The following is a 22,297-nucleotide window of genomic DNA, read 5'->3' on the forward strand; positions in this document are numbered from 1 at the left end:
GTACACACGCGCCGTAACCCAACATCAAAGTTTGGGTTTTTAGTAGATATCTATTAAATTAGCTCTACTTAAATTAGAATGTAGGTTGGGTTAAAGGCGCACGAATAATTTAATAGTTTACGAAAAGTACACACGCGCCGTAACCCAACATCAAAGTTTAGGTTTTTAGTAAATATCTATTAAATTAGCTCTACTTAAATTAGCTCCGCTTAAATGAATTGACTTTAAGTTTATGTCAGCTAGTTTAACGTCAGTGAAAACTCTTTCCCCAGCAGCATATCTTGTTTCAATTTCTTCTCTATTCATAGATTCCTGAAATATTCATTTTCATCAAGCTATCAAATATCTAAATATAGTAATCTAATAATACTCTGCTTTTCAATCATCTAATTAGTGAAAACTGATAGCATTTTCTACCGTCTTTTTCAAGAATTCCCCGATATATTCTTTGAATTAATTAGCAATCCTACCGCAACTGCTACGGGTTATCAATTCTCATCAGTTGAAATTAAGCAAACTGCTTTCCGAATAGATGGTGTATTTCTTCCAAACGAACCGCAAAAGCCCATTTATTTTGTCGAAGTTCAATTTCAACCTGACTCAGAAATTTACTCGCGGCTGTTTACAGAAATTAATCTATATCTACGTCAAAATCAACCAGAGAATGACTGGTTTGCTGCGGTTATTTATCCGACTCGTAGCATCGATACCGCACCAATCAAACATTACCGCGAATCCTTCGCATCTGGTAGAATCACCCGTATTTATTTAGATGAGTTGGGAGAAAATGCATCCCTACCGATTGGAATTGCTACGATAAAATTAGTTATAGAAAACGAAGACAAAGCTGTACAAGAAGCTAGGGAGTTAATTACTAGAACCAGCCAAGAAATTGAATCAGTAAAGCAAAAGCAACAATTATTACAAATAATTGAGACGATTCTGATTTATAAATTACCTAAAATGGATATCAAGGAGATACAAGAAATGTTTGAATTAAGCGATTTAAAGAAAACACGTGTATATCAGCAAGCGTTTGAAGAAGGAAAAATGGAAGGAAAAACGGAAGGAAAAACGGAAGGGGTACAAGAAGGAGAACGTATAGGAAAGCTACAAGCTGTAACACCAATGTTAGCTGCTGGTTTGACTGTGGAACAGATAGCGCAAGCTTTGGGTTTAACTGTTGATGAGGTGAGACAAGTAAGCCAAGAACAATCTGCTAAATAAATGAATTAAAAAATAATGTTAGGTTAACTGTCACGATAAAAAGGCGGAGCCTTCAAACATTGCTTCCCAGCCAAAGACTGGGAAGCAGGAATTGATAACTGATAATTGATCACTAAAAACGGGTGCGGCAGGACTCGAACCTGCGACCGACTGCTTAGAAGGCAGTTGCTCTATCCGGCTGAGCTACGCACCCAAACAAAGTTTAGCTAATGTATTATATCAGCGGTCTGAATAAAAAGCAATGAGGTCTTGGATTTTTTTGAATAAACCAGGATAAAATGTAATTTGATTGACTATAAAGTTACATAAAAATCCGGACACAAAGGATATAACTCAGGTATATTGTGTTGTCGTAAGTAAAAGCGTCAATTATTACAAAGACGGTTATTATATCTCCCGTATTTTAAAAGTGCCTCGCAGAGGAGTTATCTGAAAATTTTATGTTTATTTTGAAACGGCAAGACGTTGAAATATCTAGTATTGTACATCCTAAGCGCGACCAACAGGTTCCCGTTCTTCATTATCAAGGACAAACGTTTCGGTTGATTAGCTTATTTAAAGCTAGCCAAGAGGAAGAAGCTAGAGCTTTGTGGCGAGAGTTGACGGATAACCGAGGCAAAGCCTGCGTATTGTTAGAGGAAGAAGAACGTTTCAGTGTTTGGGGAAAAATTCGTTTAGACCAGTTTGAGAGTGAAGCGAGCAATCAAGGTAATAATAAAATTTTGACTGTTGCCTGTATTTTGCTGTTGCAAGCGGTGTATATGGATATTGAAGAACTTCTTGGCGCAAAACAAGCGAGTTCATTTAAAAAAGAAATTTCAACCATCTTGAATCAATGGCAATTCCCTGCTGCTTCTTCACCTAATGCTATTGACTACTTATTGAGTATAAATCCGATAGAACCGATTGAAATTCCTTTCTGGCAAGAAGATTATGTAACTGTATTTCTGGAAGATTTACACAGATTAGGTAAAGCATTTTTTGGTAGTTCCGATTTTGCCCATCAGGTAATGGATACTTTACACGATATGTCCGTGCCGGAAAGAACCGTATTTATTAATTGGCTAAAAGAATCTTCTCTGAGTAAACTGTGGCATTAGCACATAAGGATTTTTATGCAGTTAAGATTGTGTAGGTTTGTGATGTTGAATACATCCCTACTAAAGTCGGGTTTATTTTACGTACACAATCTATAAGCAAATTATGAAGCTAAATGCATAAACACGGTAAATTATAAATGAGTAGCATTTACAAGAAGTCCGACGGTTCAAAATCGTGGTTTAACACTCAGAACATTATCCTGGCTAATATTGCTTGGGGTGTTTTAGCACTGCTGTACTTTTTACTTTTTAGCGCTGAAGTTCCAGGTGCAGATGGTGAACTAAAACGTGCGAGCTGGTATATTACCGGAACAAATATTTTTGAAGCGTTAGCTTACTTGGGTGCGGGAATTTTGTGTTTAAGAAACTGGCGCAGTCGCCAAATTGTCAGCGGCAGAAATGTATGGCTGCTATTTGGTATAGGTATGCTGTCTTATTGTTTAGGAGGGATAATTTTTGGCTATCTAGAAATCATCTTAAAAATAGACCCATTTCCCTCAGTTGGCGATATATTTTTTGTGGTGACTTATTTGTTGGTAGGCATCGGCATGGTTTTAGCGGTAGCTTCAAGGCGAATCAATTTAGAAGGTTGGCAGTGGATAATTGTATTGGCGATCGCCGCCTTTGGTAGCGCTTTGGCATGGTTAATTAGTCAGCCAGATCAATTGAGTGCCGCTGGAGCCGAAGGAGCATCCCAACTAAAAGACATCTTAAACTGGTTTTACGTAGTCAGCGACGTATTACTATTAATTATTGCTACGAGTCTGCTACTTGCTTTTTGGGGTGGACGCGCTTCTTTGCCTTGGCGAATGATTGCAGTAGCAACGTTTTCGCTTTACATTGCAGATATATGGTTTAAATGGGCAGAGAATAGAGTACCTAATTATGAAAGTGGAGGCGTATTAGAAGTGGGTTGGGTATTGAGTGGAGTTTTATTCGGTATGGGCGCAGCCCTCGAACATGAAACTTCATCAAATCGTTCGCGACGAGAACGCGGACGCAAACGAACTTAAAAAAACAACGTTGGGGGTCTACATCCATTGTGAGAAAACTAACAGAATCCGACAAGAAAGAAATTCTCAAGTTGTATCGAGAAAGTGCCGAAACTACTTCGACTTTGGCAGAGCGCTATGGTGTAAGCAATTCGACTATCAGCCGCTTACTCAAAAGTACTTTGCCCGAAGATGAGTACGAATACTTGGTTTCTTTAAAGCGTGCGGCTAGAACTCCTGAAGGCAGGGCACAAGTTAGCTACGAGAATATTCCTTCTTTTGATGATGAAGCACAAGTTGAAGAGAAGGAAACAATATCGCGTACTTCTAAGCCTAAAATCAAGGAAGAAAGCGTCCAAGAAGACGATGAACAAGACGAACAAGACGAACAAGATGAAAGAGTTGTCAAAAAACAACCCATATTAAGGAAGGTAACAAAAACAACCGAAGCTCCTAGAAGGGTAAAAAGACGTTCTTCTGCACCAACTTCTGCATCAACTCCAGTTCCTTCTCAAAAGCCTTTCCCAGTTGCCGAACAATTGGAACTACTTGAAGAACATGAGAAGGAAGTTAAAAGTATCCCCAGTCCTCCCCAACTCAAGAGTATTCCCAGCCCGATACTAGATAATGAACGTACTGAAGCCAAAGTCATAGCGGAAATGTTTGGTGAGGAAATCGATGATTCCGATGACTTGGAAGATTTAGACGATTTACTCGAAGACGATTTTGATGACGATGATGACGACGACGACGAGGAAGAAGATGATTTCGAGCAACCTACACGCTTTGTTCCTAGAAGAAGGTCAAACGAACCTTTAGTTCGAGTTCTACCGCTATCAGCAGCAGCTTTACCTAGAACCTGCTACATAGTCATTGATAGAGCCGCAGAACTAATTACTCGTCCGCTCAGGGATTTTAGCGACTTAGGAGAAATCCCCAGTCCAGAAACCCAGGAAACAACTTTACCCGTATTCGACAACCATCGAGTCGCAAAACGCTTTTCCTCAAAACGCGATCGCGTAATCAAAGTACCCGATAGCAAAGTGTTACACAAGGCTCGTTATCAATTGCAAGCCAAAGGTATCACCCGATTGTTAATTGATGGGCAAGTATATTCATTATCCCCTGTTTAATTAACTATCATAAGCTCCGCTCGGAAAAACGCAATTCTATGTTAGGCATTTTCCCTTGCCATAGCGATTTAGTTGATTCGTAATTAGTAATCCCGGAATTAGCAATATCGGCTACGGATTATTTCAGCCATAGTGTCCATCTACTTTTTTCTAATCTTATGGATAACTTTACCGACTACGGTATAGTATTGGTAACAACTGGTTCTCAAGAAGAAGCTCTTAAAATTGCCAATGTTTTAGTAGAGTCTAAACTCGCTGCTTGCGTCAGTTTCAGCCCCATAAACTCAATTTACACTTGGCAAGGGAAAGTTAACAATGACCAAGAATGGCAACTTTTTATTAAAACCGATTTAACTAGATTTCCCACTTTAGAAGCAAAAATCCTCGAACTTCACTCCTATGAAGTACCCGAAATTATTGCCATACCCATTCTCCAAGGTTATCAACCTTACTTACAGTGGATTGCACAGCAGGTCAGTTGACAGTTATCAGTTATCGGTGAAGAGTGACTAAAATTGTAGGGCAGGCAAAAAGAAAGCAGTGTGGATATTCCTCCTGCTTTATTGCCGTTGTGTTGCTTGCTGGGCACAACGCACCGATAAAATTTAACTCCTAACTACTAACTCCTAACTATTAACTCCCAAAAACCGCTGCATCGAAACGCTTGGCCAAATCCACAATGTCTTGTTTGCGGGCAATTTGTTCGATCCATTCTTTAGGGATATTTTCAATACCATAATAAATTCCTGCTAAACCACCCGTAACCGCTGCTGTGGTATCGGTGTCTCCGCCTAAATTTACTGCTTTTAATACAGATCCGGCATAAGACGAACTATTTAATAGGCACCATAAAGACGCTTCAAGAGTATGTATTACGTAACCGCTAGATTGAATCTCGTCTACAGGTAATTTAGCAATTTCTCCGCTAAAGACTCGATCAAAATGCGAGATTTCACCAGCATATTCAGACGCTGAATAAATTGTTTGTATCTTTTCTAATCCCTTTTCATAAGTTGATTGCAGTTTCTCACCTTCTAACAACGAGACTGCAATGCTTACATAAATCCCGCAAGCCATCTGCGATCTAAGATGCGCGTGAGTAATGCAAGAAACTTGATGTGTACGAGAAATTAGTTCTGGAAAAGCCCATTTTTTGAAACAATAAGCCATAGGCAAAATTCTCATTAAAGAACCATTGCCATTACTGTTTTCGCTTTTACCACCAGCTTGTATGGGTGGAACACCTCTTTGAAAATCAGCGATCGCCAAAAATGTCGTGTTGCCAATATCAAAAACTTCCCCCGTCGCCGTCCAATAATTTTCGTGATACCAGCGATAAAAAGAGTTAGCAATATCATCTAGCGAAAATCCCTTACAAAGAGATTCAGCTAAACAAAAAGTTAAGGAACTGTCATCAGAGAAAGTTCCAGCAGGCACATCCCAGGTTCCATAGCCCAACATTGATGTTACCGGAGATTTAATTTGATCTAGACTCGTAAATTCTACAGGTACTCCCAATGCATCGCCTATAGATAAACCGAGTAAACCAGATTCTGATTTTTTCATAGTTTTATTTTAATCAAACACAACTAAAGCAAGACAATAAATAATTTCGTTAATTTGAACTTGCATTTCTAAGTGCAAATTCTGAGGTGTATAGCAAAAAAAGTTAATAATATAACAATACACGCTTGTGACTGTGAATGTGGTTTGTCCCGCATTTGTCACTGTTGCTGATTGTTGGGAAGATGTAAACACCCCTCAAGGGGTGTTTTTTATAAGTTTTTTCTCAATATTTTTAATTCTTTTTTTAAATATTTATTAAATCAAATAGATCAATTTCTATAAGTATTCAAAAAGGTTTTTTACTAATGATCTTTTTTAACCACAAATTAGCTGCGGTTAGTTCTTTTGTGAGTATTTCTGCGATAAATATATTTTTTCCTCAACCTGCACTTTCAGCAATTTCCTGTGAAGCAAGTACCATAAATCGCCATGCAAATGGTTCTTTACAATATTGCGTATTAGCAAGAGACACTAAAATTACCATCAGCAATTATCGAACAGGCAGGTCTACTTTTCCTTGCAAAGCTCAGAAGTATATAATGTTCGCAGAAAAGTCAGAGTTTCAAACCTGTACGCTTTCTGAAGATATTAAAATAATAGAAAATAATTCCGTGCGAACTTGTCCAAAAGATTATATCGTGTCGGTTTCAACTTCAAATGATGGTAAGGATTTATCTATAAGATGTAGCCGTTATTAACTACAATATTTGTATATTCAAAAATATTTTATAAATTTGTAGTGCCTGCATTAGTTAAACTAAGCAGGTATTCTTTTATATTATATTTACAGATAAGAGAGTGAGTCGAATTGTTTTAACTACCATTGGTTCTCTAGGTGATTTGCATCCTAATATTGCGATCGCGCTTGAATTACGAAAACGCGGTCATGATGTGGTGTTTGCGACACACAAAGAGTATCGAGAAAAAATTGAAGCTTTGGAATTTGAATTTCAGCGAATGCGCCCTGATAACACTGCTTTGAGTGATTCTCAAGAGATGGCGCGGATGATGGATTTGAAAACTGGTTCAGAATATATCATCCGTAATTGGGTTTGTGCTAATTTACGTCAAACTTACACGGATTTGATCAATATAGCCAAAGATGCAGACTTGATTATTGCAGGTGAAGGAGTCGTAGCGGCTCGGTTAGTTGCAGAAAAATTGGGGATTCGTTGGGCTTTAGCTCTTCTCTCACCTCTTTCCTTTTTCTCTGCTTATGACCCATCAATTATTCCTGTGTTTCCATTTTTAACTAAACTAGGCAGGTTTAGTCCTGTTGTTTACCGAGCCATTATTAAGTTGGTAAAAGTAATGACTAAACCTTTGACACAACCCGTTCATCAACTTCGACGTGAACTCGGATTACCAACTCTTGCTGGCAATCCCTTCATCGATGACAAGTATTCTCCCTATCTTGTGCTAGCCATGTTCTCGTCAGTGTTAGCAAAAATTCAACCCGATTGGGCAGAAAATACGGTAGTTGCAGGTTTCACATTTTATGATGGAACCCAAGGTGGAGCAGAACTAACTCCAGAACTAAAGCAGTTTTTAGATGCGGGTGAACCACCGATTATTTTTACACTTGGCTCATCTGCTGTAATGGATGCTGGCAACTTTTATCAGGAAAGCATTGAAGCAGTGAAACAGTTAAACCGTCGCGCTGTTTTATTAATTGGTAAAAATCCGGTTCCAAAAAACCTTTCAAAAGAAATTATTGCAGTAAGTTATGCACCGTATTCTCAAATTTTTCAGAAAGCTTGTGCGATTGTTGATCAAGGTGGTATTGGTACGACGGCTCAAGCCTTACGAGCCGGTCGTCCAACGCTTGTGATGCCCTACAGTCACGATCAACCAGACAATGCCGCACGAGTCGAACGGTTAGGAACTTCTCGTACTATTCCACGCCAGCAATATAAAGCAAAACGGGTAGTGAAAAAGTTAAAAGCTTTATTGGAAAATCCCGACTATGCAGCAAGAGCAATAGAAATTGGACGCATAATTCAAGCAGAAGATGGTGTTGGTGTTGCTTGTGATGCCATTGAAAAACAGCTTGAAATAATTTGAATTACCCCAGATAAGATGGTAGCTTGCCAGGTAAAATAAATTCATTGATAGATTAATTAACTTGGCAGTTAAACCATTATGTTCTCAACAGATGATTTCGCACGCTACACTCAATGGTCGGGTATTGCCACATTAATATTTGCTTTTATTACACTCTTAGGCTTTATTTTTAAATGGGGTATTCGTTTCCGCTTGGCGGGTGCGACGGGATTTATGCTGGTACTAACGGGGGGTTTATTCCCTCTCTCTCTCACCCCTTTAACGCGCACCGTGATTCCGGGTGCGGTTCATTATAAACTAGTATTTGATAATGGATCGTCGCAAGCTGTAATTGCTACCCCACCCCAAATCACCTCTTCAGAATTAGATGCAACTTTACGACAAGCTGCTAGCGATTTATTTTCCTACGGTAGATTAGGCACCCGACAAGATAATCAATTAACTATTCGCGCTCGCAGTATAGTACATCCCGAACCCGGACTTTCTGTTCCTCTGTATTTAGGACAAGTTAAGCGTTCCCTTTCAGATCGCGATGATAGCGGAATGCAAATTGATATTTACGAAGATAACTTAGAGAAATTATCAACTTTTGAAAGTTAGGAGTTAGAAGTTGGGAGTTAGGAGTTATAAGATGAAACTCTTAACTGTTCACTGTTTACTGATTTCAGCGACGAATTTGGTTTAGAGCATTCCAAGTATCATCATTGATGATTCCAGTTATTGCTACTTTGCTCCGACGTTGAAAGCTTTGCACTGCTGATTCCATAACCCAACCGAAATCACCGTCTACATATCCGATGTAATCGGAAGTTGTTTTGAGGATGCGCTGTGCTTTCATTACCATTTCTCCTTTGCTACCTTTTCTTAGTTCTGGCAATGCGATCGGTTCGTTTTTATTCACTTGAGAAGGTAAGTTATTGCTTGCAGCGTCCTCTTCGACAGAAAAAACTCTTTGTTGAAAAGTTTTAACCTTACCATTTTTACCTATTTGTTGAGAATTATTATTAAATGTTTCCATATGATTACCTTAATTATTTATTGAAGAGTTTTCTTACCTATATTCTTTTATCGTTGAAACTCCGCAAAATTACTAATTTTTTTCAAATTCTTTGCACTAAGTGCATCATGTAGCTGTGGTTACTGGTAAATATACTATCTCTATGTTAGTTGATTTATGCTGATTATTCGATCAGCTAAGTATTTATTCGTTGACAATAATACTTAAGGTAGACATTATACAGTCTAAAATGTAATATAGCTGACATATAGACTTATAAGTTTTAAATCTACATCTAACGATACAATTATTATTCTTAGGTAAAATAACTTAGTAAGCTAAACGATTTCTCAATTCCGAAAAAATTTTCTATATTTTGGTGCTAATTAAATAAGTTATATGTTTAATCAATCGAAAAACACTTTGAAGGCGGAATCCAATTCCTTATTAACTCTTGCGGTAGCTCCAGCAAAAGTAATTCGCGGTTGCCAAATCCACAATCAAGCTGTTGATGCTATCGGACGCTTGGGGAATCGTCCCTTGATTGTTGGTGGCGTTACTTATAAGCCGTTTAGCTCCCCTAATCGTACTGTAAATATTGCTCAAAAGTATCTGGAATTGCTGAAATCTCGCAGGTTAGATTTTATTGAAAAGAGTTATGCTCCCGATTGTAGTGAAAGCAGTTTAGAGCTTTTACTAAACACGGCAAAAGTCCATGAAGCTGATGTAATTATCGGTATTGGTGGTGGTAAAGCCCTTGATACGGCGAAATTATTAGCCTATCAATTACAAATACCAGTAGTTACAATCCCGACTTCGGCGGCGACTTGTGCGGCTTGGACTGCGCTTTCTAACGTGTATTCTGATGAAGGGGCGTTTCTATATGATGTGACTTTAGATAACTGCCCTGACTTGCTGATATTGGATTACGATTTAATTCAAACAGCGCCCCAAAGTACATTAGTTGCCGGAATTGGTGATGCGATCGCCAAGTGGTACGAAGCATCGGTAAGCAGCGGACATTCCGAACAAACTTTAATTATTGCAGCAGTTCAACAAGCCAGGGTTTTACGCGATATTTTATTGCAAAAATCGGCTGCGGCTTTGCAATCTCCCGGTAGCGAAGTTTGGCGAGAAGTTGTAGACGCTACGGTGTTACTTGCTGGAGTCGTTGGTGGAATTGGCGGCGCACAATGTCGTACTGTTGCCGCTCATGCGGTGCATAATGGTTTAACTCATGTTTGCGGACGCGGTAGCATTCATGGCGAAAAAGTTGCTTACGGTATTTTGGTACAGTTGCGTTTGGAAGAAATGCTACAGGGGAACCAGTTAGCTGCTGCTGCCAGACAACAATTGCTCAAATTTTACGCAGAAATCGGATTACCTCAAAAACTGGATGATTTAGGTTTGGGTAATATAACTCTCAAACAGTTGCAAAAATCAGCAGAATTTGCGCTACAGCCCAACTCAGATATTCATAGATTACCGTTTAAAGTTGCTCTCGAACAGTTGATGGCAGCGATGGTTTCGACTACAGCGCCAGTAGAAGCAAGTGGAATTTCCAATGGTTTAAATTCTGCGAGCAATCAAACCAAGAAGTTTTCTGGCTCTAAAAGCGATAATAAACTGTGAACTACCCAACACCGACCCTATCGGGTACGGTGTGGGCTTCCCAATTCATCGGTAAAGAAAATATATTTTCAGGAAAATACCTTTTTTCACAAGTAATAAGTAGTAAGTAAGAAGTAAGAAGTAATACCTCTTCTTAAAAGGTAGAGGATTCAAATAATGATAAATTTGGTTTTTATTCGTCTTTAAAAGACGAGGCTTTATACCATCCGCACGGGCTAAAATTATTACTTTTTACTTTTTACTTCTTACTTCGCGACTTTTGCCCGAAGGGCTTCGGTAAAAATAGATTTTTATCTATTCAAGTCAGAAGATTCTCAGTTTACTGGTGGGATGACAGCAGTTAGGTACACACTATGGTTTTGACACAATTTGTGGTAATGAAACAGAAACCTGAGTCGTGAGTCTTAAGAATCCCCCAATAAATCGGGGGAGGATGTCAAGGCAGGTATATTGCTTGGGGGGCTGATTTCTTGGTAATGTAACAGTTCCAGGATATACGCAAAAATAAATTATCATGTAATTACCTTGCTTTTGCGTAGATCAAAAATTCAAGAGTTGATTTAAAAATGAGTTTAGATTGGATAATCCCAGCCCGAAGAATACAGAAGCTACCCGCTTATCCATTTGCTCGATTGGATGAATTGAAGACAAAAGCGCGGGAGCAAGGTTTGGATTTGATCGATCTGGGTATGGGAAACCCCGATGGTGCAACACCTTCGCCTATCGTTGATGCGGCGATAGAAGCTTTAAAAAATCCCGACAATCACGGTTATCCTCCTTTTGAAGGAACAGCCAATTTTCGTAATGCGATTACTACTTGGTACCATCGCCGTTATGGAGTTAATTTAGATCCCGATAGCGAAGCTTTACCGTTATTAGGTTCTAAAGAAGGATTGGGGCATTTGGCATTAGCTTACGTTAATCCTGGCGATTTGGTTTTAGTTCCTTCGCCGTCTTATCCAGTGCATTTTCGCGGCCCCGTAATTGCTGGTGGTGAAATTCACAGTTTAATTTTACAGCCAGAAAATGACTGGTTAATCGATCTAACAAAAATACCGGATACCGTAGCCCAAAGAGCAAAAATACTTTATTTTAATTATCCGAATAATCCTACTGCTGCGACTGCACCCCGCGAGTTTTTTGAAGAAATAGTTGCTTTTGCTCGAAAACATGAAATTTTGCTAGTACATGACTTGTGTTACGCGGAACTAGCATTTGATGGCTATCAACCTACAAGTTTATTAGAAATTCCCGGTGCGAAAGATATCGGCGTGGAATTTCACACCATGTCTAAAACCTATAATATGGCAGGTTGGCGCGTGGGTTTTGTAGTAGGCAACCGACACGTAATTCAAGGTTTACGAACGCTGAAAACAAATTTAGATTATGGTATTTTTTCAGCATTGCAAGCAGCAGCCCAAACTGCTTTACAGTTACCCGATAGTTATTTAGAGCAAGTTCAACAACGCTACTCTACCCGTCGCGATTTTCTGATCCAAGGTTTGACAGATTTGGGTTGGAATCTTTCTAAAACAAAAGCAACAATGTATTTGTGGATTCCTTCTCCTGTAGGCATGAATTCTACAGATTTTGCTTTAAAGTTATTGCAGCAAACAGGTGTAGTAGTTACTCCCGGCAATGCTTTTGGTACTGGAGGTGAAAATTATGTGCGTATTAGTCTGATTGCCGATACTAAACGTCTTGATGAAGCTTTGCATAGATTTAAACAAGCAGGTATTCGTTATGACTCCAAACCTGCACTTTTTAGTTCAAAATGAGTATAGTTGACTTTCAATTCAATATAAATTGATGCAATCCACTCCTACTACGGTTCCAGATAGTATTATTTCTGGCTTTCATGCTTTATCCGAACCATTACGGGTTAAAGTATTGCAACTACTAAAAAATCGTGAAATCTGTGTTTGTGATTTATGCGATATTTTAGATGTCAGTCAATCCAAACTGTCTTTCCATCTGAAAACCCTTAAAGAAGCTAATCTAGTTTGCGCTCGTCAAGAAGGGCGCTGGATTTATTACAGCCTTAATCAACCTCAGTTTCAAGTACTACAGCAATATTTAACAGAATATACTAGTAATACAATTGTACCTGCGTCTTGCTGTGAAGATTCCTAATAATTGTAATATTTTTGATAAAGAATAATTTTTTGATGATTGAGCTTAAAATACAGGTGCGAAATGGGACGCGGTGCTACGTTTATAAATTGTGCATAGGTAACATCAGAGTTCTGTTAGACTCCTGTATTTATAACTAGTTTCCTCTTCCTAAATATATAAATTCTATATAAAAAAGCATATTTCTCATATTTAGGCTTTCTTACTCACGGGTGATGGAGAAAAGCCTTTTTATTATTTAAATAAGAACATAAGCGAAAACTTGAAACTCAGTCGGCATTTAGATTGCCAGTTAAAGATATAGGAATCAAAATTAAGTCTTCCCTAACTGGGAATTTATCAATAAATGCTAATTAATTTTAGTGTAGAAAAATGCTTATTATAGTTTCGCTGCTTGCGATTTGTAGCGATCGCCTCAAATCGCGCTTGTAGAAAATTTTCAAAACACAAATGTTTTACCATAAAAAGCGTCTCCAGTATTTCACGCCACCGGAGCATCCAGATGCAGTATATGCCAAGAAACTCCAAGAATTAATTGGTGGTCCTTTCGGGGAAATGACTGTAATGATGCAGTACCTATTTCAAGGTTGGAATTGCCGAGGTCCGGCCAAATATAAGGATATGCTGTTAGATATCGGTACCGAAGAAATTGGACACATTGAGATGGTTGCCGGTTTGATAGCCCATCTTCTCGATAACGCTCCCTTAGAAGCTCAACAAGAAGCTGTCAAAGATCCGATTGTTGGTGCAGTCATGGGTGGAAGCAAAGCCGAAGATGTCATTATGGCTAACGCGATGAACCCGCAACACGCCATTGTATCTGGCTTAGGTGCAATGCCAGCCGATAGCGTGGGCTATCCTTGGAACGGTCGTTTCATTATTGCCAGCGGTAATTTAATGGCAGACTTTATGTCTAACGTTCAAGCCGAATCACAAGGACGTTTGCAAGCCGTGCGGCTGTATGAAATGTCCAACGATCCTGGTGTCAAAGATACTTTAAGCTACATGATAGCCCGCGACACAATGCACCAAAATCAGTGGCTGGCTGCAATAGAAGATTTAAAAGACTCTGGACTAGAAGACTTTCCCATTCCTAGTTCATTCCCTCAAGAAAAAGAGAAGCAATCAGCATCTTACGAATACTGGGATTTATCCGAAGGTAACGAAAGCGCAGAAGGGCGCTGGGCTAAAGGTTCATCAATGGACGGTAAAGGAGAATTTAAATACCTGAAAAATCCTCAACCTCAAGGGCCAGAACTCGAAGCACCTCAACCCGATCCAAGATTGCACGGTACACCTAAAAGTAGGTAGTACTAATATTTTATAATTTCTACGGATTATAGAGACGTGATAATATCATCACGTCTCTATATTTTTTTTAATACTATTACTGATTACCGATCAAAAGTAATGGAGGAGGTAAAGTAATCCTAATCATAAATAGAGTGTTCCAGATACTAATATTTCCCTCAACCTCCTTTTCAAAGAGTCTTCGTGTAAACTGTAACCTAAAAATCAATCTTTTTAAATTACTACTTACTTGACATATCAACTTTTTTTGAAATAATCTATTTATGTAAAGTTTGTTATAAATTTGGGGCGCTAATTTGCCAGTAAAGCCTATGCATACAAGTGTTAAGCAGCATTCGCGACTACAGTTATTGGGCAGCATTTGTAAAAGAGAGGCGATCGCCGAGGGTATCGGTACCTTTACTTTGGTGTTTGCCGGTACCGGAGCAGTAATGGTAAATGCTGTTAGCGATGGTAGCTTAACGCATTTAGGTGTTAGTTTTGTCTTCGGTGCAGTTGTTGCAGCAATGATTTATTGTTTAGGGCATATTAGCGGCGCACACTTAAATCCAGCGGTAACGTTAGCATTTTGGACTAGTGGTTTTTTTCCAAAACGCTTAGTCGCGCCGTATATTTTAGCACAGTTGATTGGCGCAGTATCAGCTTCAGCTTTACTCTTAATTAGCTTCGGAAAGGTTGCAAATTTAGGCGCAACTTTGCCTTTGAATGACAATTGGTTGCAATCTTTGGTGTTAGAGTTGGTTCTCACCTTCATTTTGATGTTCGTTATTTTCGGTTCTGGACTTGATAGACGCGCACCCGTAGGTTTTGCAGGATTAGCAATTGGATTAACGGTAGCTTTAGAAGCGACTTTTATGGGACCGATAACAGGTGCAAGTATGAATCCGGCACGTTCTTTCGGTCCTGCTTTGATGGTCGGAATTTGGCAACATCATTGGCTTTATTGGTTAGCGCCAATTATGGGAGCGCAGTTAGCAGTTGTTGTTTATCGACATCTTTCTTACGGATTTCGGGATCTTAAGTAATTGGTAATTGATAATTGATCATTGGTAATTAATTACATGACAAACTTCGACCATAAACCAAGAATATTGTTTTTATATGGTTCGTTGCGAGAGCGTTCCTACAGTCGTTTGTTAGCAGAAGAAGCAGCGCGAATTATTGAAGGATTCGGTGCAGAAGTAAAATTTTTCGATCCCCGTGAATTACCGATTCGGGGTAGCGTACCGGAGACTCATTTCAAAGTTCAGGAATTGCAAGAATTGAGTAAATGGTCGGAAGGGCAAGTTTGGTCGTCTCCAGAAATGCACGGTAATCTGACTGGAATTATCAAAAACCAGATTGACTGGATTCCTTTGAGTATAGGATCGGTTAGACCGACACAAGGAAGAACTTTAGCGGTAATGCAGGTAAGCGGTGGTTCTCAGTCTTTCAATGCCGTTAATTCAATGAGACTTTTAGGGCGTTGGATGCGGATGTTTACAATTCCCAATCAATCTTCTGTTGCTAAAGCTTACCAAGAGTTTAATGAAGATGGAACTATGAAAGATTCACCTTATCGGGATAGGGTAATTGATGTTATGGAAGAATTGTATAAATTTACCATGCTGTTACGGGATCAAGTTGATTATCTTACAGATCGTCATAGCGAACGAAAACAAAAGATTGGTAATGGGTAATTGGTGAACTACTGCGTTGCGGAGGTTCCCTCCGTTGTAGCAAGTAGTGAACCCGAAGGGTAATTTCATATTTGTTATTAGGGGAATAAAAATCAAAAAAGTAATGTTTGTTTGTAAAAAGAATTCTCGCCGTTCTCAAATGGCTGAAGCATTTGCTCGTAAATTAGGAGAAGGTAAAATTGGTGTTACCAGTTCGGGTTTAGAAGCGAGTTTTGTAGATCCCAAAACTGTCGAAATCATGTCCGAGATTGGGATGAATATCAGCAACCAACAATCGAAAGCTTTGAGTGAATTTAATCCTGAAGACTACGATGCTGTAATATCTTTATGCGGTTGTGGAGTAAATTTACCACCAGAATGGTTAACAAGAGAAGTATTTGAAGATTGGCAATTAGAAGATCCAGAAGGTGGAGAGATCGAGACATATCGCCGCATCCGCGAACAAGTAAAAGAAAGAGTAATTAAATTGATAGATGAATTGAGTTAGTTTTAAATAGGGTATTCGGCATAGGGCATGGGGCATAGTAAATAGTGAAGAAATAGCGAGTAGTTTTTCTTCTTCTTGTCTTCTGATCTCCGAATCTCCCCATCTTATTTAAAAAGGTGAAATCAGCAATCCAATTCCACCTATATAAAGAAGTAAAATTAAAACACTTTCAAAACCAATATTTGCAAAACCGTATTTCTCGCGCTGAAGAAGTCCTAATAACAATATTCCCGTCATCAAAATTGCTAAGGAAATAACGAAAACCTGTTTATCAGAAATAACAGCATAAATAGAACCACTACGAAAGGCAATATCAGAAAAAGCTAACAAGAGTATATCAAAACAATTACCGCCAATAATACCGCCTACAGCTAAAGTCAATGCTCCTTGTCTTACCGCTGCTAAAGTAACTACAAGCTCCGGTAAAGATGTTGATAATGCTGTAAATAAACCACCAACTAAAGATTCCGATAATCCAGTTTCAATTGCTATAAATACACCAGTTTGAGCAATTAAATAGCCAGCTAAAGCTAAAATTACTGCATAAAATAAAAACTCTAACCAAAGTCTTGTTAAGTTGACGTTAATATCTGTTATTTCTGCTGGTTCATCTTCTATGGTTTTTTCCGTGTATCGCGGTTTCCACATCGGTTTTTCTTCTGACTGGGAAACCAAACGCAAACCAAATAGATAAGCTCCAATAATAGCAAGACTTGCTGGATGAATTCCCCAAACACTTACTTGTGGAGTAGAAGTAGCAAGTAAAGGAATTGCCAACAAAGACATCAGCAAAGTTCCCTGGATTAAATTGGCAATCGAAGCAGCAGCGTGTTCCAAATTAGCTTTGCGATAGAATATATCGGCAACTGCTAAAAACGCCGTTTGTGCGACAATACCTCCAACCGCGTTACTAACAGCTAATTCGGCATGGCCTCCATAAGCAGCAGTTACAGAGGTGACAATCCCCGCCAAAGAAGTGCTACCACCAAGAAAAACAGCACCAACTACAGCCTCTCCCCAACCAGTAGCATCCGCCAATTGATCGGCAACCTTACACATTCTGGTACCCACCAAGCCAATTACAATTGCCGCGATCGCAAATAACGTAATACCAATTGGCAGAGATTGAATCACTATATATTCTCCAGCAGACAATTTGAGCGTAAATGTTTTGTCTACCCAGACTAGCAAACTAATTTAATTAATGTATCCTCTTGATGTTTCTAACTAATGGTAGTTGTAATTAGTTTAAATCTAAGATTTTTATCTGGCGACTAGAAGTCGCAGCTACATAGGCAAAACCCACCTCCGTGGGTTTAAAATATCTATACTTTATTCAAAAATAATTTAACTGATAACTGATAACTGCTCACTGCTCACTGTTCAAAAACGTATTTTTGAGCAACTTTCCAGTACCGAGAAAACCTTTTTAGGTCGATAAAACCGTCGTATTCAAAAAATGGTTCGACTTCAAATACTTCTAATTCTTTTGAACCTTCAATTTCACTGCAAATACTATCAAAACGCGGGCTTGGACTCTCTGTAGTAGCAACTTTATTAGCATTATGTTCTTTTGCAAAAGCTAAAACTTCCTTGGCAACATCACCGCGACGAATGACGACGGGTAATTCTAATAAGCATTCGTAAATAAAAGTGATGCGCTTAAGGCTGATTTGCCATTCTTCTAATAAAGCATCATCCCAAACCCAGATAGCGGGAGTATCCGGGTATTCATCAAGTGCGGGGTTTTTGGGACTCAGACAGTCACCGTGTACCCAGATAATTCGGTTAGTCATAGAATTTTAACAACGGATGCGTTTTTTTAGATTTTGGATTGTGAATTAGTTAAAAGTCAATATTAGGATAGAGACAAAGCAAATGATTCACATCTGCTGATAACTGAAAATTGAAAATTGATAACTGGTAATTGATTATGACAGCTACATCCACGATTGTTAATGTACCGCCTCTTGAAAATGGCGATCGCCTGACTCGATATGAATTTGAACGTCGCTACCAAGCCATGATACAGATTAAGAAAGCAGAATTAATCGAAGGAGTTGTTTACGTGGCTTCACCTGTACGTGCGACAAAACATGGTAGACCTCATGCTAGTATTATTGGTTGGTTAATAGCTTATAAAGCAGCGACACCTGAAGTTGATGTACAAGATAATGCTACTGTACGGTTAGATGCTGATAACGAACCCCAACCAGATGCTTTACTAAGAATAGAGCCAGAAGTAGGCGGTAATTCTCGTATCAGTGAAGATGATTATATCGAAGGTTCGCCAGAATTAATTGCAGAAATTGCTGCAAGCAGCGCTTCTTATGACCTCAATGATAAACTCAATGCTTACCGTCGTAACGGCGTTAAAGAATATATTGTTTGGCAAATGTATGAAAATCGTTTGAACTGGTTTATTTTAAAAGAAGGTCGTTATATTCCCTTAGAAGCAGATAAAACAGGTATAATTCGCAGCGAAGTTTTTCCGGGTTTATGGTTAGCTGTTGATGCTTTGTTAGAAGGTAATTTAGCTGAGGTTTTAACGTTTTTACAGCAAGGATTGCAGACTGACGAACATCAAAAGTTTGTTGAGAGATTGCAGCAAATTTGACTTGATTCTCATCCGTATAGGAACGCTAATCCTAGCTTAACAACATATAAGCAGTAATAATAGTAAAATTTTTAACATCAAATCATCTTAATATTACATTGCTTTTACTGCTATCTAAATATAAAAATAAGACTATTGCTTAATTGATGGTTAATAGAAAGCATTTTGCTGGCTTATTGTCCAAAAAAATCAGGAGTGTTAATTAATGCCATTAGAACTAGAAAAAAAGGTCATGACTGAAGAAGAAGTGACGAAGTTGTGGGAAGCATTCAAAGTCTTTGATGCGGATGGCAGCGGTGGTATATCAGCAGAAGAATTGGGGGAAGTAATGCGATCGCTAGGGCAAAGTCCCAGTAAAACCGAACTACGCGATCGGATCAAAGAAGTGGACGTTGATTTATCAGGCACTATTGATTTTGATGAATTCAAAACCCTGATGGTGTCAACGCAAGGCGATCGTAAAAGCCGTCTCAAGTTGGCATTTAGCGTGTTTGATGAGGACGGTAGCGGTCAGATTACCACAAACGAGCTGCACAACGTCATGAGTCAGTTTGGACTGACGGATGAAGAACTCTCGGAAATGATTAAAGAAGTCGATAGCGATGGCGATGCCTCAATTGACTTTGAAGAGTTTATGGAACTGGTTCCAGAAGAGTCAGAAATAACCACTGGCTATAAAGATTCACCCATTTCTTTTACCAGTTCGTCTGCAAATAAGACAGCTACCGTCACTTCAGACGTAGAGTTGGATACTGACACACCGATTGTTAAAACAACTACTTCCCCCAAACAGGAAAACAAGAGCGACAATGCAGAAGTAGCACGACTCAAAGAATTGCTCGCGCAACACCCCCAAGAGCAAAAACAACGCCCCACATCACGGTTGCAAATGCAGATTGGTTTGTTTAGGTTGATTCAGGGAGCCGCTTACCGTAGCTTCCGCGAGAGTTTCTCCGCCAATCATGAAACCCATCTGCGTGTAAGAGACTTGCCCTACAAAATTACAGACTTTGTGCAGTTTGTACAGAAAGCGATCGCACTTTACAAGGGGTTAGATATTGTAGAAAAAGCTTGCTACCCCTTGTTAGATGCAGTCGTTGAATCAATCGAAAAAGAGTACGCTCGACTGACTGAACGCATTAACAATTGGAACAGCATTGAAAAAACACCAGAGATGCTTGCGCGGGATAAAGCAATGCAGGAAGCACGCCGTAAATCCACTTCTGTGAAGGAGAAGTTTGCAGCTGGGGTTGAGTTCGCCATTACTTTGAAGAAAAAGCATTTCAGCTTTCGCGATATTGCTTCTGGCGTGCTTGCTATCAACGAACTCAACCGTCTGCGGCAGATGGAACTTAATGCAGAATTAGCTCCACCTCCCCCTAAATCAGCAGGCAATCCTAAAGATTATCTCAAGCAGTGGAATCGCGTTATCCTCGACTCGGCTTCAGAAGAAATAGACGGTGCAATGATGCCTGTAGCTTATTGGTATGAAGATTTCATGCCAAAATTACTAGCTGCTTTCAGTGTTAGCACTGCTGCTGATATCCAAAGCAATTCCGTACCTAATGAAGCGGCTTTGGCTCAGTGGTATGAAGATACTAAAACAGGGGGAGAATTTGACCGCTATGGCGCGGATGTGGCAGAGAACTTTTCTAAATGTACTCCCGAACAAAAGCTAGCAGTTAAGCAAGCATGGGGTTTGACGCATCACTACTTGAATGGCGTACAAAAACGGCGCGAGCGTCAAGACTTTGGGCGCGAGTCAGGAGCGCTTTCGCAATATGTAGCATTTATTGATGTTTATTTGGCACGTAGTGATATTAAGGATGCCGGAATGCGCGTTAGTTTTCCTTATTATATCGGCCCTGCGGTGTGGGGTTTCTTCCACACTACCCCTGAAATCTTGTGTACTAAACCACTTGAGGAGCAAAAAGCCCTGGTGGCAGTTTTCCAAGACTTCTTTAAACTATTTGCCACTATGTATCCCTGCCCCTACTGTCGTCACCACCTGAATATGTATGTGGTGCAGAACAAAGAAGTGGATATGTACCCGGTGGAGTATCTTTTATTAGGAAGAGATCCACAACTGAATAACTTTGAAGTGTCGATGGAGGCGAAGTTATCTACAGTTGTAGATGGTGACAGCTTGCGTTTATTTTTTTGGAAACTACATAACACCGTTTCCTCATCCATTGCTCGCTCTGAGGAGTGGTATCACAAAGATGAGAAAGCTTTTTACACTACCCGCTACTGGCCGAGTTTGGACTCCGAACTTGCACGCAGCAAAGCCCTCAAACACCTGAGCATCTCCGTCGATCGCTTGTACCGTCTTTATGGGATTCTAAAACCGGCATCGCGGTTGTCAGGGGTAAGAGCAACTCTGCAAAAGTTGTTGGATAAAGGCGATGAGTCAGGTATCATTGAGGCCTGTACCCTAGCCCAAGATTATATCAAAGAGTTAGAATCATCTGTCATCGAAGGACAATTTCTTCAGGAAACGTACAGCTTCGATCCAGAAATTGTTGATGAAACTCCCCACTTCACTCCGGAAGAGGAAGAGTTTGCTCGCAGTGGCGAATTTGTAGAAATCACATAAACCAATCAGAAGCAGTATCGATGTTTTCGGTACTGCTTAAGTGCTTAGGCAAAATTAATTAGATATTGTCATTGCGAGGAACGAAGCAATCACAAGGATTTCAAGGTTTCGGAATGTACAATTAATTTTGCACAACTACTTATCATATTGCTTATATTTTTTTACTGAGAAAGAAAACCTGTAAGCAGCAACGGAAGTATCAACAAGACAAATATAATAAATACCACAGTTCCAGGTTCGATTTTAATAGTATTTTTATCTTCTTCTTGGCTCATGTCACACCTTTGAGGGAAAATTAGGTATATAAACTCAGATTACCTTTATCGTAATCGTTTCTTAATCCCCCTATAGGTAGTAATGTCAATCCAAGTTTACGGTATTCCTAATTGCGGTACTTGCAAAAAAGCTTTCGCTTGGCTGCAAAATAACAACATCGAGTACGAATTTATTAATACTAAAGAAAATCCACCCAGTAAGGATATTATTGCCAACTGGGTAAAAGCTTTAAGCTCTAAACCGATGCGAAATACTTCAGGACAATCTTATCGAGCGTTAGGTGAGGAAAAGAAAAGTTGGACTGATGAGCAATGGATAGAAGCTTTTTCTCAAGATGCAATGCTGCTCAAACGTCCGTTATTTGTCAAAGATGGTAATGGTGTGTTGGTGGGATTTAGGGAAAAAGAAGAGGTGATAAAAGAAAAGTTGGAATTATATTAATTACAGGCGAATATAATTCGCGGCTACACAAGCAAAACCCGCCTGC

The 22,297-nt window shown here is 39.3% G+C and carries 23 protein-coding genes and 1 tRNA gene; 18 read left to right on the top strand and 6 right to left on the bottom strand.

What is annotated here, in order from left to right; all coding sequences use genetic code 11:
- Positions 1 to 165: 165 nt before the first annotated feature.
- Complete coding sequence (locus ACM03V_RS07190; protein WP_414620080.1) at positions 166 to 306, bottom strand: pentapeptide repeat-containing protein; 141 nt, start codon at positions 304 to 306, stop codon at positions 166 to 168.
- A gap of 87 nt (positions 307 to 393) precedes the next feature.
- Between ACM03V_RS07190 and ACM03V_RS07195 the strand changes: the two genes are divergently transcribed.
- On the top strand, positions 394 to 1,227 hold the full coding sequence (locus ACM03V_RS07195) for an Rpn family recombination-promoting nuclease/putative transposase (RefSeq protein WP_414620081.1): 834 nt from the start codon (positions 394 to 396) through the stop codon (positions 1,225 to 1,227).
- A 119-nt stretch (positions 1,228 to 1,346) separates the two neighbouring features.
- Here the strand turns inward: ACM03V_RS07195 and ACM03V_RS07200 are convergent.
- Positions 1,347 to 1,420 (bottom strand) — tRNA-Arg (locus ACM03V_RS07200).
- 247 nt (positions 1,421 to 1,667) lie between these two features.
- On the opposite strand from ACM03V_RS07200, the gene ACM03V_RS07205 reads away from it, so the two are divergent.
- The 4 genes from ACM03V_RS07205 to cutA all read left to right on the top strand — a co-directional run bounded on the left by ACM03V_RS07205 (position 1,668) and on the right by cutA (position 4,934).
- Entirely contained in the window at positions 1,668 to 2,327 is a 660-nt protein-coding gene (locus ACM03V_RS07205; protein WP_414620082.1) for an Npun_F0813 family protein, read from the top strand.
- Positions 2,328 to 2,464: 137 nt separating this feature from the next.
- Positions 2,465 to 3,340, top strand: coding sequence for a hypothetical protein (locus tag ACM03V_RS07210; protein ID WP_414620083.1), 876 nt, complete (start codon positions 2,465 to 2,467; stop codon positions 3,338 to 3,340).
- Between the two features lie 29 nt (positions 3,341 to 3,369).
- Positions 3,370 to 4,452 (top strand): transposase, encoded by a 1,083-nt coding sequence (locus tag ACM03V_RS07215; protein WP_414620084.1) that lies wholly within the window; start codon positions 3,370 to 3,372, stop codon positions 4,450 to 4,452.
- Positions 4,453 to 4,610: 158 nt separating this feature from the next.
- Positions 4,611 to 4,934: a divalent-cation tolerance protein CutA gene (gene cutA / locus ACM03V_RS07220; protein WP_414620085.1), complete on the top strand. Its 324-nt coding sequence runs from the start codon at positions 4,611 to 4,613 to the stop codon at positions 4,932 to 4,934.
- Positions 4,935 to 5,085: 151 nt separating this feature from the next.
- Here cutA and ACM03V_RS07225 read toward each other — a convergent pair whose 3' ends face one another.
- Positions 5,086 to 6,018 carry an ADP-ribosylglycohydrolase family protein gene (locus tag ACM03V_RS07225; protein WP_414620086.1) on the bottom strand — a complete coding sequence of 311 codons (933 nt, stop codon included), beginning with the start codon at positions 6,016 to 6,018 and terminating at the stop codon, positions 5,086 to 5,088.
- Between the two features lie 305 nt (positions 6,019 to 6,323).
- On the opposite strand from ACM03V_RS07225, the gene ACM03V_RS07230 reads away from it, so the two are divergent.
- The 3 genes from ACM03V_RS07230 (at position 6,324) to ACM03V_RS07240 (ending at position 8,682) form a co-directional block, all read left to right on the top strand.
- Entirely contained in the window at positions 6,324 to 6,716 is a 393-nt protein-coding gene (locus tag ACM03V_RS07230; RefSeq protein WP_414620087.1) for a hypothetical protein, read from the top strand.
- A gap of 100 nt (positions 6,717 to 6,816) precedes the next feature.
- Entirely contained in the window at positions 6,817 to 8,082 is a 1,266-nt protein-coding gene (locus ACM03V_RS07235) for a glycosyltransferase (protein ID WP_414620088.1), read from the top strand.
- A 78-nt stretch (positions 8,083 to 8,160) separates the two neighbouring features.
- Positions 8,161 to 8,682, top strand: coding sequence for a Ycf51 family protein (locus tag ACM03V_RS07240; RefSeq protein WP_414620089.1), 522 nt, complete (start codon positions 8,161 to 8,163; stop codon positions 8,680 to 8,682).
- A 64-nt stretch (positions 8,683 to 8,746) separates the two neighbouring features.
- On the opposite strand, the gene ACM03V_RS07245 is transcribed toward ACM03V_RS07240, so the two are convergent.
- Positions 8,747 to 9,100: a peptidoglycan-binding domain-containing protein gene (locus ACM03V_RS07245; RefSeq protein WP_414620090.1), complete on the bottom strand. Its 354-nt coding sequence runs from the start codon at positions 9,098 to 9,100 to the stop codon at positions 8,747 to 8,749.
- A 378-nt stretch (positions 9,101 to 9,478) separates the two neighbouring features.
- Here ACM03V_RS07245 and ACM03V_RS07250 point away from each other — a divergent pair, with 378 nt between their 5' ends.
- From ACM03V_RS07250 to arsC, 7 genes are all read left to right on the top strand, one after another.
- Complete coding sequence (locus ACM03V_RS07250) at positions 9,479 to 10,711, top strand: iron-containing alcohol dehydrogenase family protein (protein WP_414620091.1); 1,233 nt, start codon at positions 9,479 to 9,481, stop codon at positions 10,709 to 10,711.
- A gap of 566 nt (positions 10,712 to 11,277) precedes the next feature.
- A complete protein-coding gene (locus tag ACM03V_RS07255) occupies positions 11,278 to 12,489 on the top strand; it encodes an aspartate aminotransferase (RefSeq protein WP_414620092.1) in 1,212 nt (403 codons plus the stop codon).
- A gap of 31 nt (positions 12,490 to 12,520) precedes the next feature.
- Positions 12,521 to 12,844: an ArsR/SmtB family transcription factor gene (locus ACM03V_RS07260; protein ID WP_414620093.1), complete on the top strand. Its 324-nt coding sequence runs from the start codon at positions 12,521 to 12,523 to the stop codon at positions 12,842 to 12,844.
- Between the two features lie 450 nt (positions 12,845 to 13,294).
- Positions 13,295 to 14,155, top strand: coding sequence for a manganese catalase family protein (locus ACM03V_RS07265; RefSeq protein WP_414620094.1), 861 nt, complete (start codon positions 13,295 to 13,297; stop codon positions 14,153 to 14,155).
- A 311-nt stretch (positions 14,156 to 14,466) separates the two neighbouring features.
- A complete protein-coding gene (locus tag ACM03V_RS07270) occupies positions 14,467 to 15,180 on the top strand; it encodes an MIP/aquaporin family protein (protein ID WP_414620095.1) in 714 nt (237 codons plus the stop codon).
- Between the two features lie 36 nt (positions 15,181 to 15,216).
- Complete coding sequence (gene arsH, locus ACM03V_RS07275; RefSeq protein WP_414620096.1) at positions 15,217 to 15,834, top strand: arsenical resistance protein ArsH; 618 nt, start codon at positions 15,217 to 15,219, stop codon at positions 15,832 to 15,834.
- A 103-nt stretch (positions 15,835 to 15,937) separates the two neighbouring features.
- Positions 15,938 to 16,321, top strand: coding sequence for an arsenate reductase, glutathione/glutaredoxin type (arsC, locus tag ACM03V_RS07280; RefSeq protein WP_414620097.1), 384 nt, complete (start codon positions 15,938 to 15,940; stop codon positions 16,319 to 16,321).
- Between the two features lie 108 nt (positions 16,322 to 16,429).
- Here the strand turns inward: arsC and ACM03V_RS07285 are convergent, their stop codons facing one another.
- Both ACM03V_RS07285 and ACM03V_RS07290 read right to left on the bottom strand, forming a co-directional pair.
- Positions 16,430 to 17,455, bottom strand: coding sequence for a sodium:calcium antiporter (locus ACM03V_RS07285; RefSeq protein ID WP_414620098.1), 1,026 nt, complete (start codon positions 17,453 to 17,455; stop codon positions 16,430 to 16,432).
- 242 nt (positions 17,456 to 17,697) lie between these two features.
- Positions 17,698 to 18,117 carry a hypothetical protein gene (locus tag ACM03V_RS07290; RefSeq protein WP_414620099.1) on the bottom strand — a complete coding sequence of 140 codons (420 nt, stop codon included), beginning with the start codon at positions 18,115 to 18,117 and terminating at the stop codon, positions 17,698 to 17,700.
- Between the two features lie 137 nt (positions 18,118 to 18,254).
- Here ACM03V_RS07290 and ACM03V_RS07295 point away from each other — a divergent pair, with 137 nt between their 5' ends.
- The 3 genes from ACM03V_RS07295 to ACM03V_RS07305 all read left to right on the top strand — a co-directional run bounded on the left by ACM03V_RS07295 (position 18,255) and on the right by ACM03V_RS07305 (position 22,251).
- Positions 18,255 to 18,938, top strand: coding sequence for a Uma2 family endonuclease (locus ACM03V_RS07295; RefSeq protein WP_414620100.1), 684 nt, complete (start codon positions 18,255 to 18,257; stop codon positions 18,936 to 18,938).
- A gap of 205 nt (positions 18,939 to 19,143) precedes the next feature.
- Positions 19,144 to 21,534 carry an EF-hand domain-containing protein gene (locus tag ACM03V_RS07300; protein WP_414620101.1) on the top strand — a complete coding sequence of 797 codons (2,391 nt, stop codon included), beginning with the start codon at positions 19,144 to 19,146 and terminating at the stop codon, positions 21,532 to 21,534.
- A gap of 357 nt (positions 21,535 to 21,891) precedes the next feature.
- Positions 21,892 to 22,251, top strand: a complete 360-nt coding sequence (locus ACM03V_RS07305; RefSeq protein ID WP_414620102.1) for a Spx/MgsR family RNA polymerase-binding regulatory protein — start codon at positions 21,892 to 21,894, stop codon at positions 22,249 to 22,251.
- The last annotated feature ends 46 nt before the right edge of the window (positions 22,252 to 22,297 follow it).

It is taken from the genome of Calothrix sp. CCY 0018, assembly GCF_963920925.1.
Taxonomy (GTDB): Bacteria; Cyanobacteriota; Cyanobacteriia; order Cyanobacteriales; family Nostocaceae; genus Rivularia.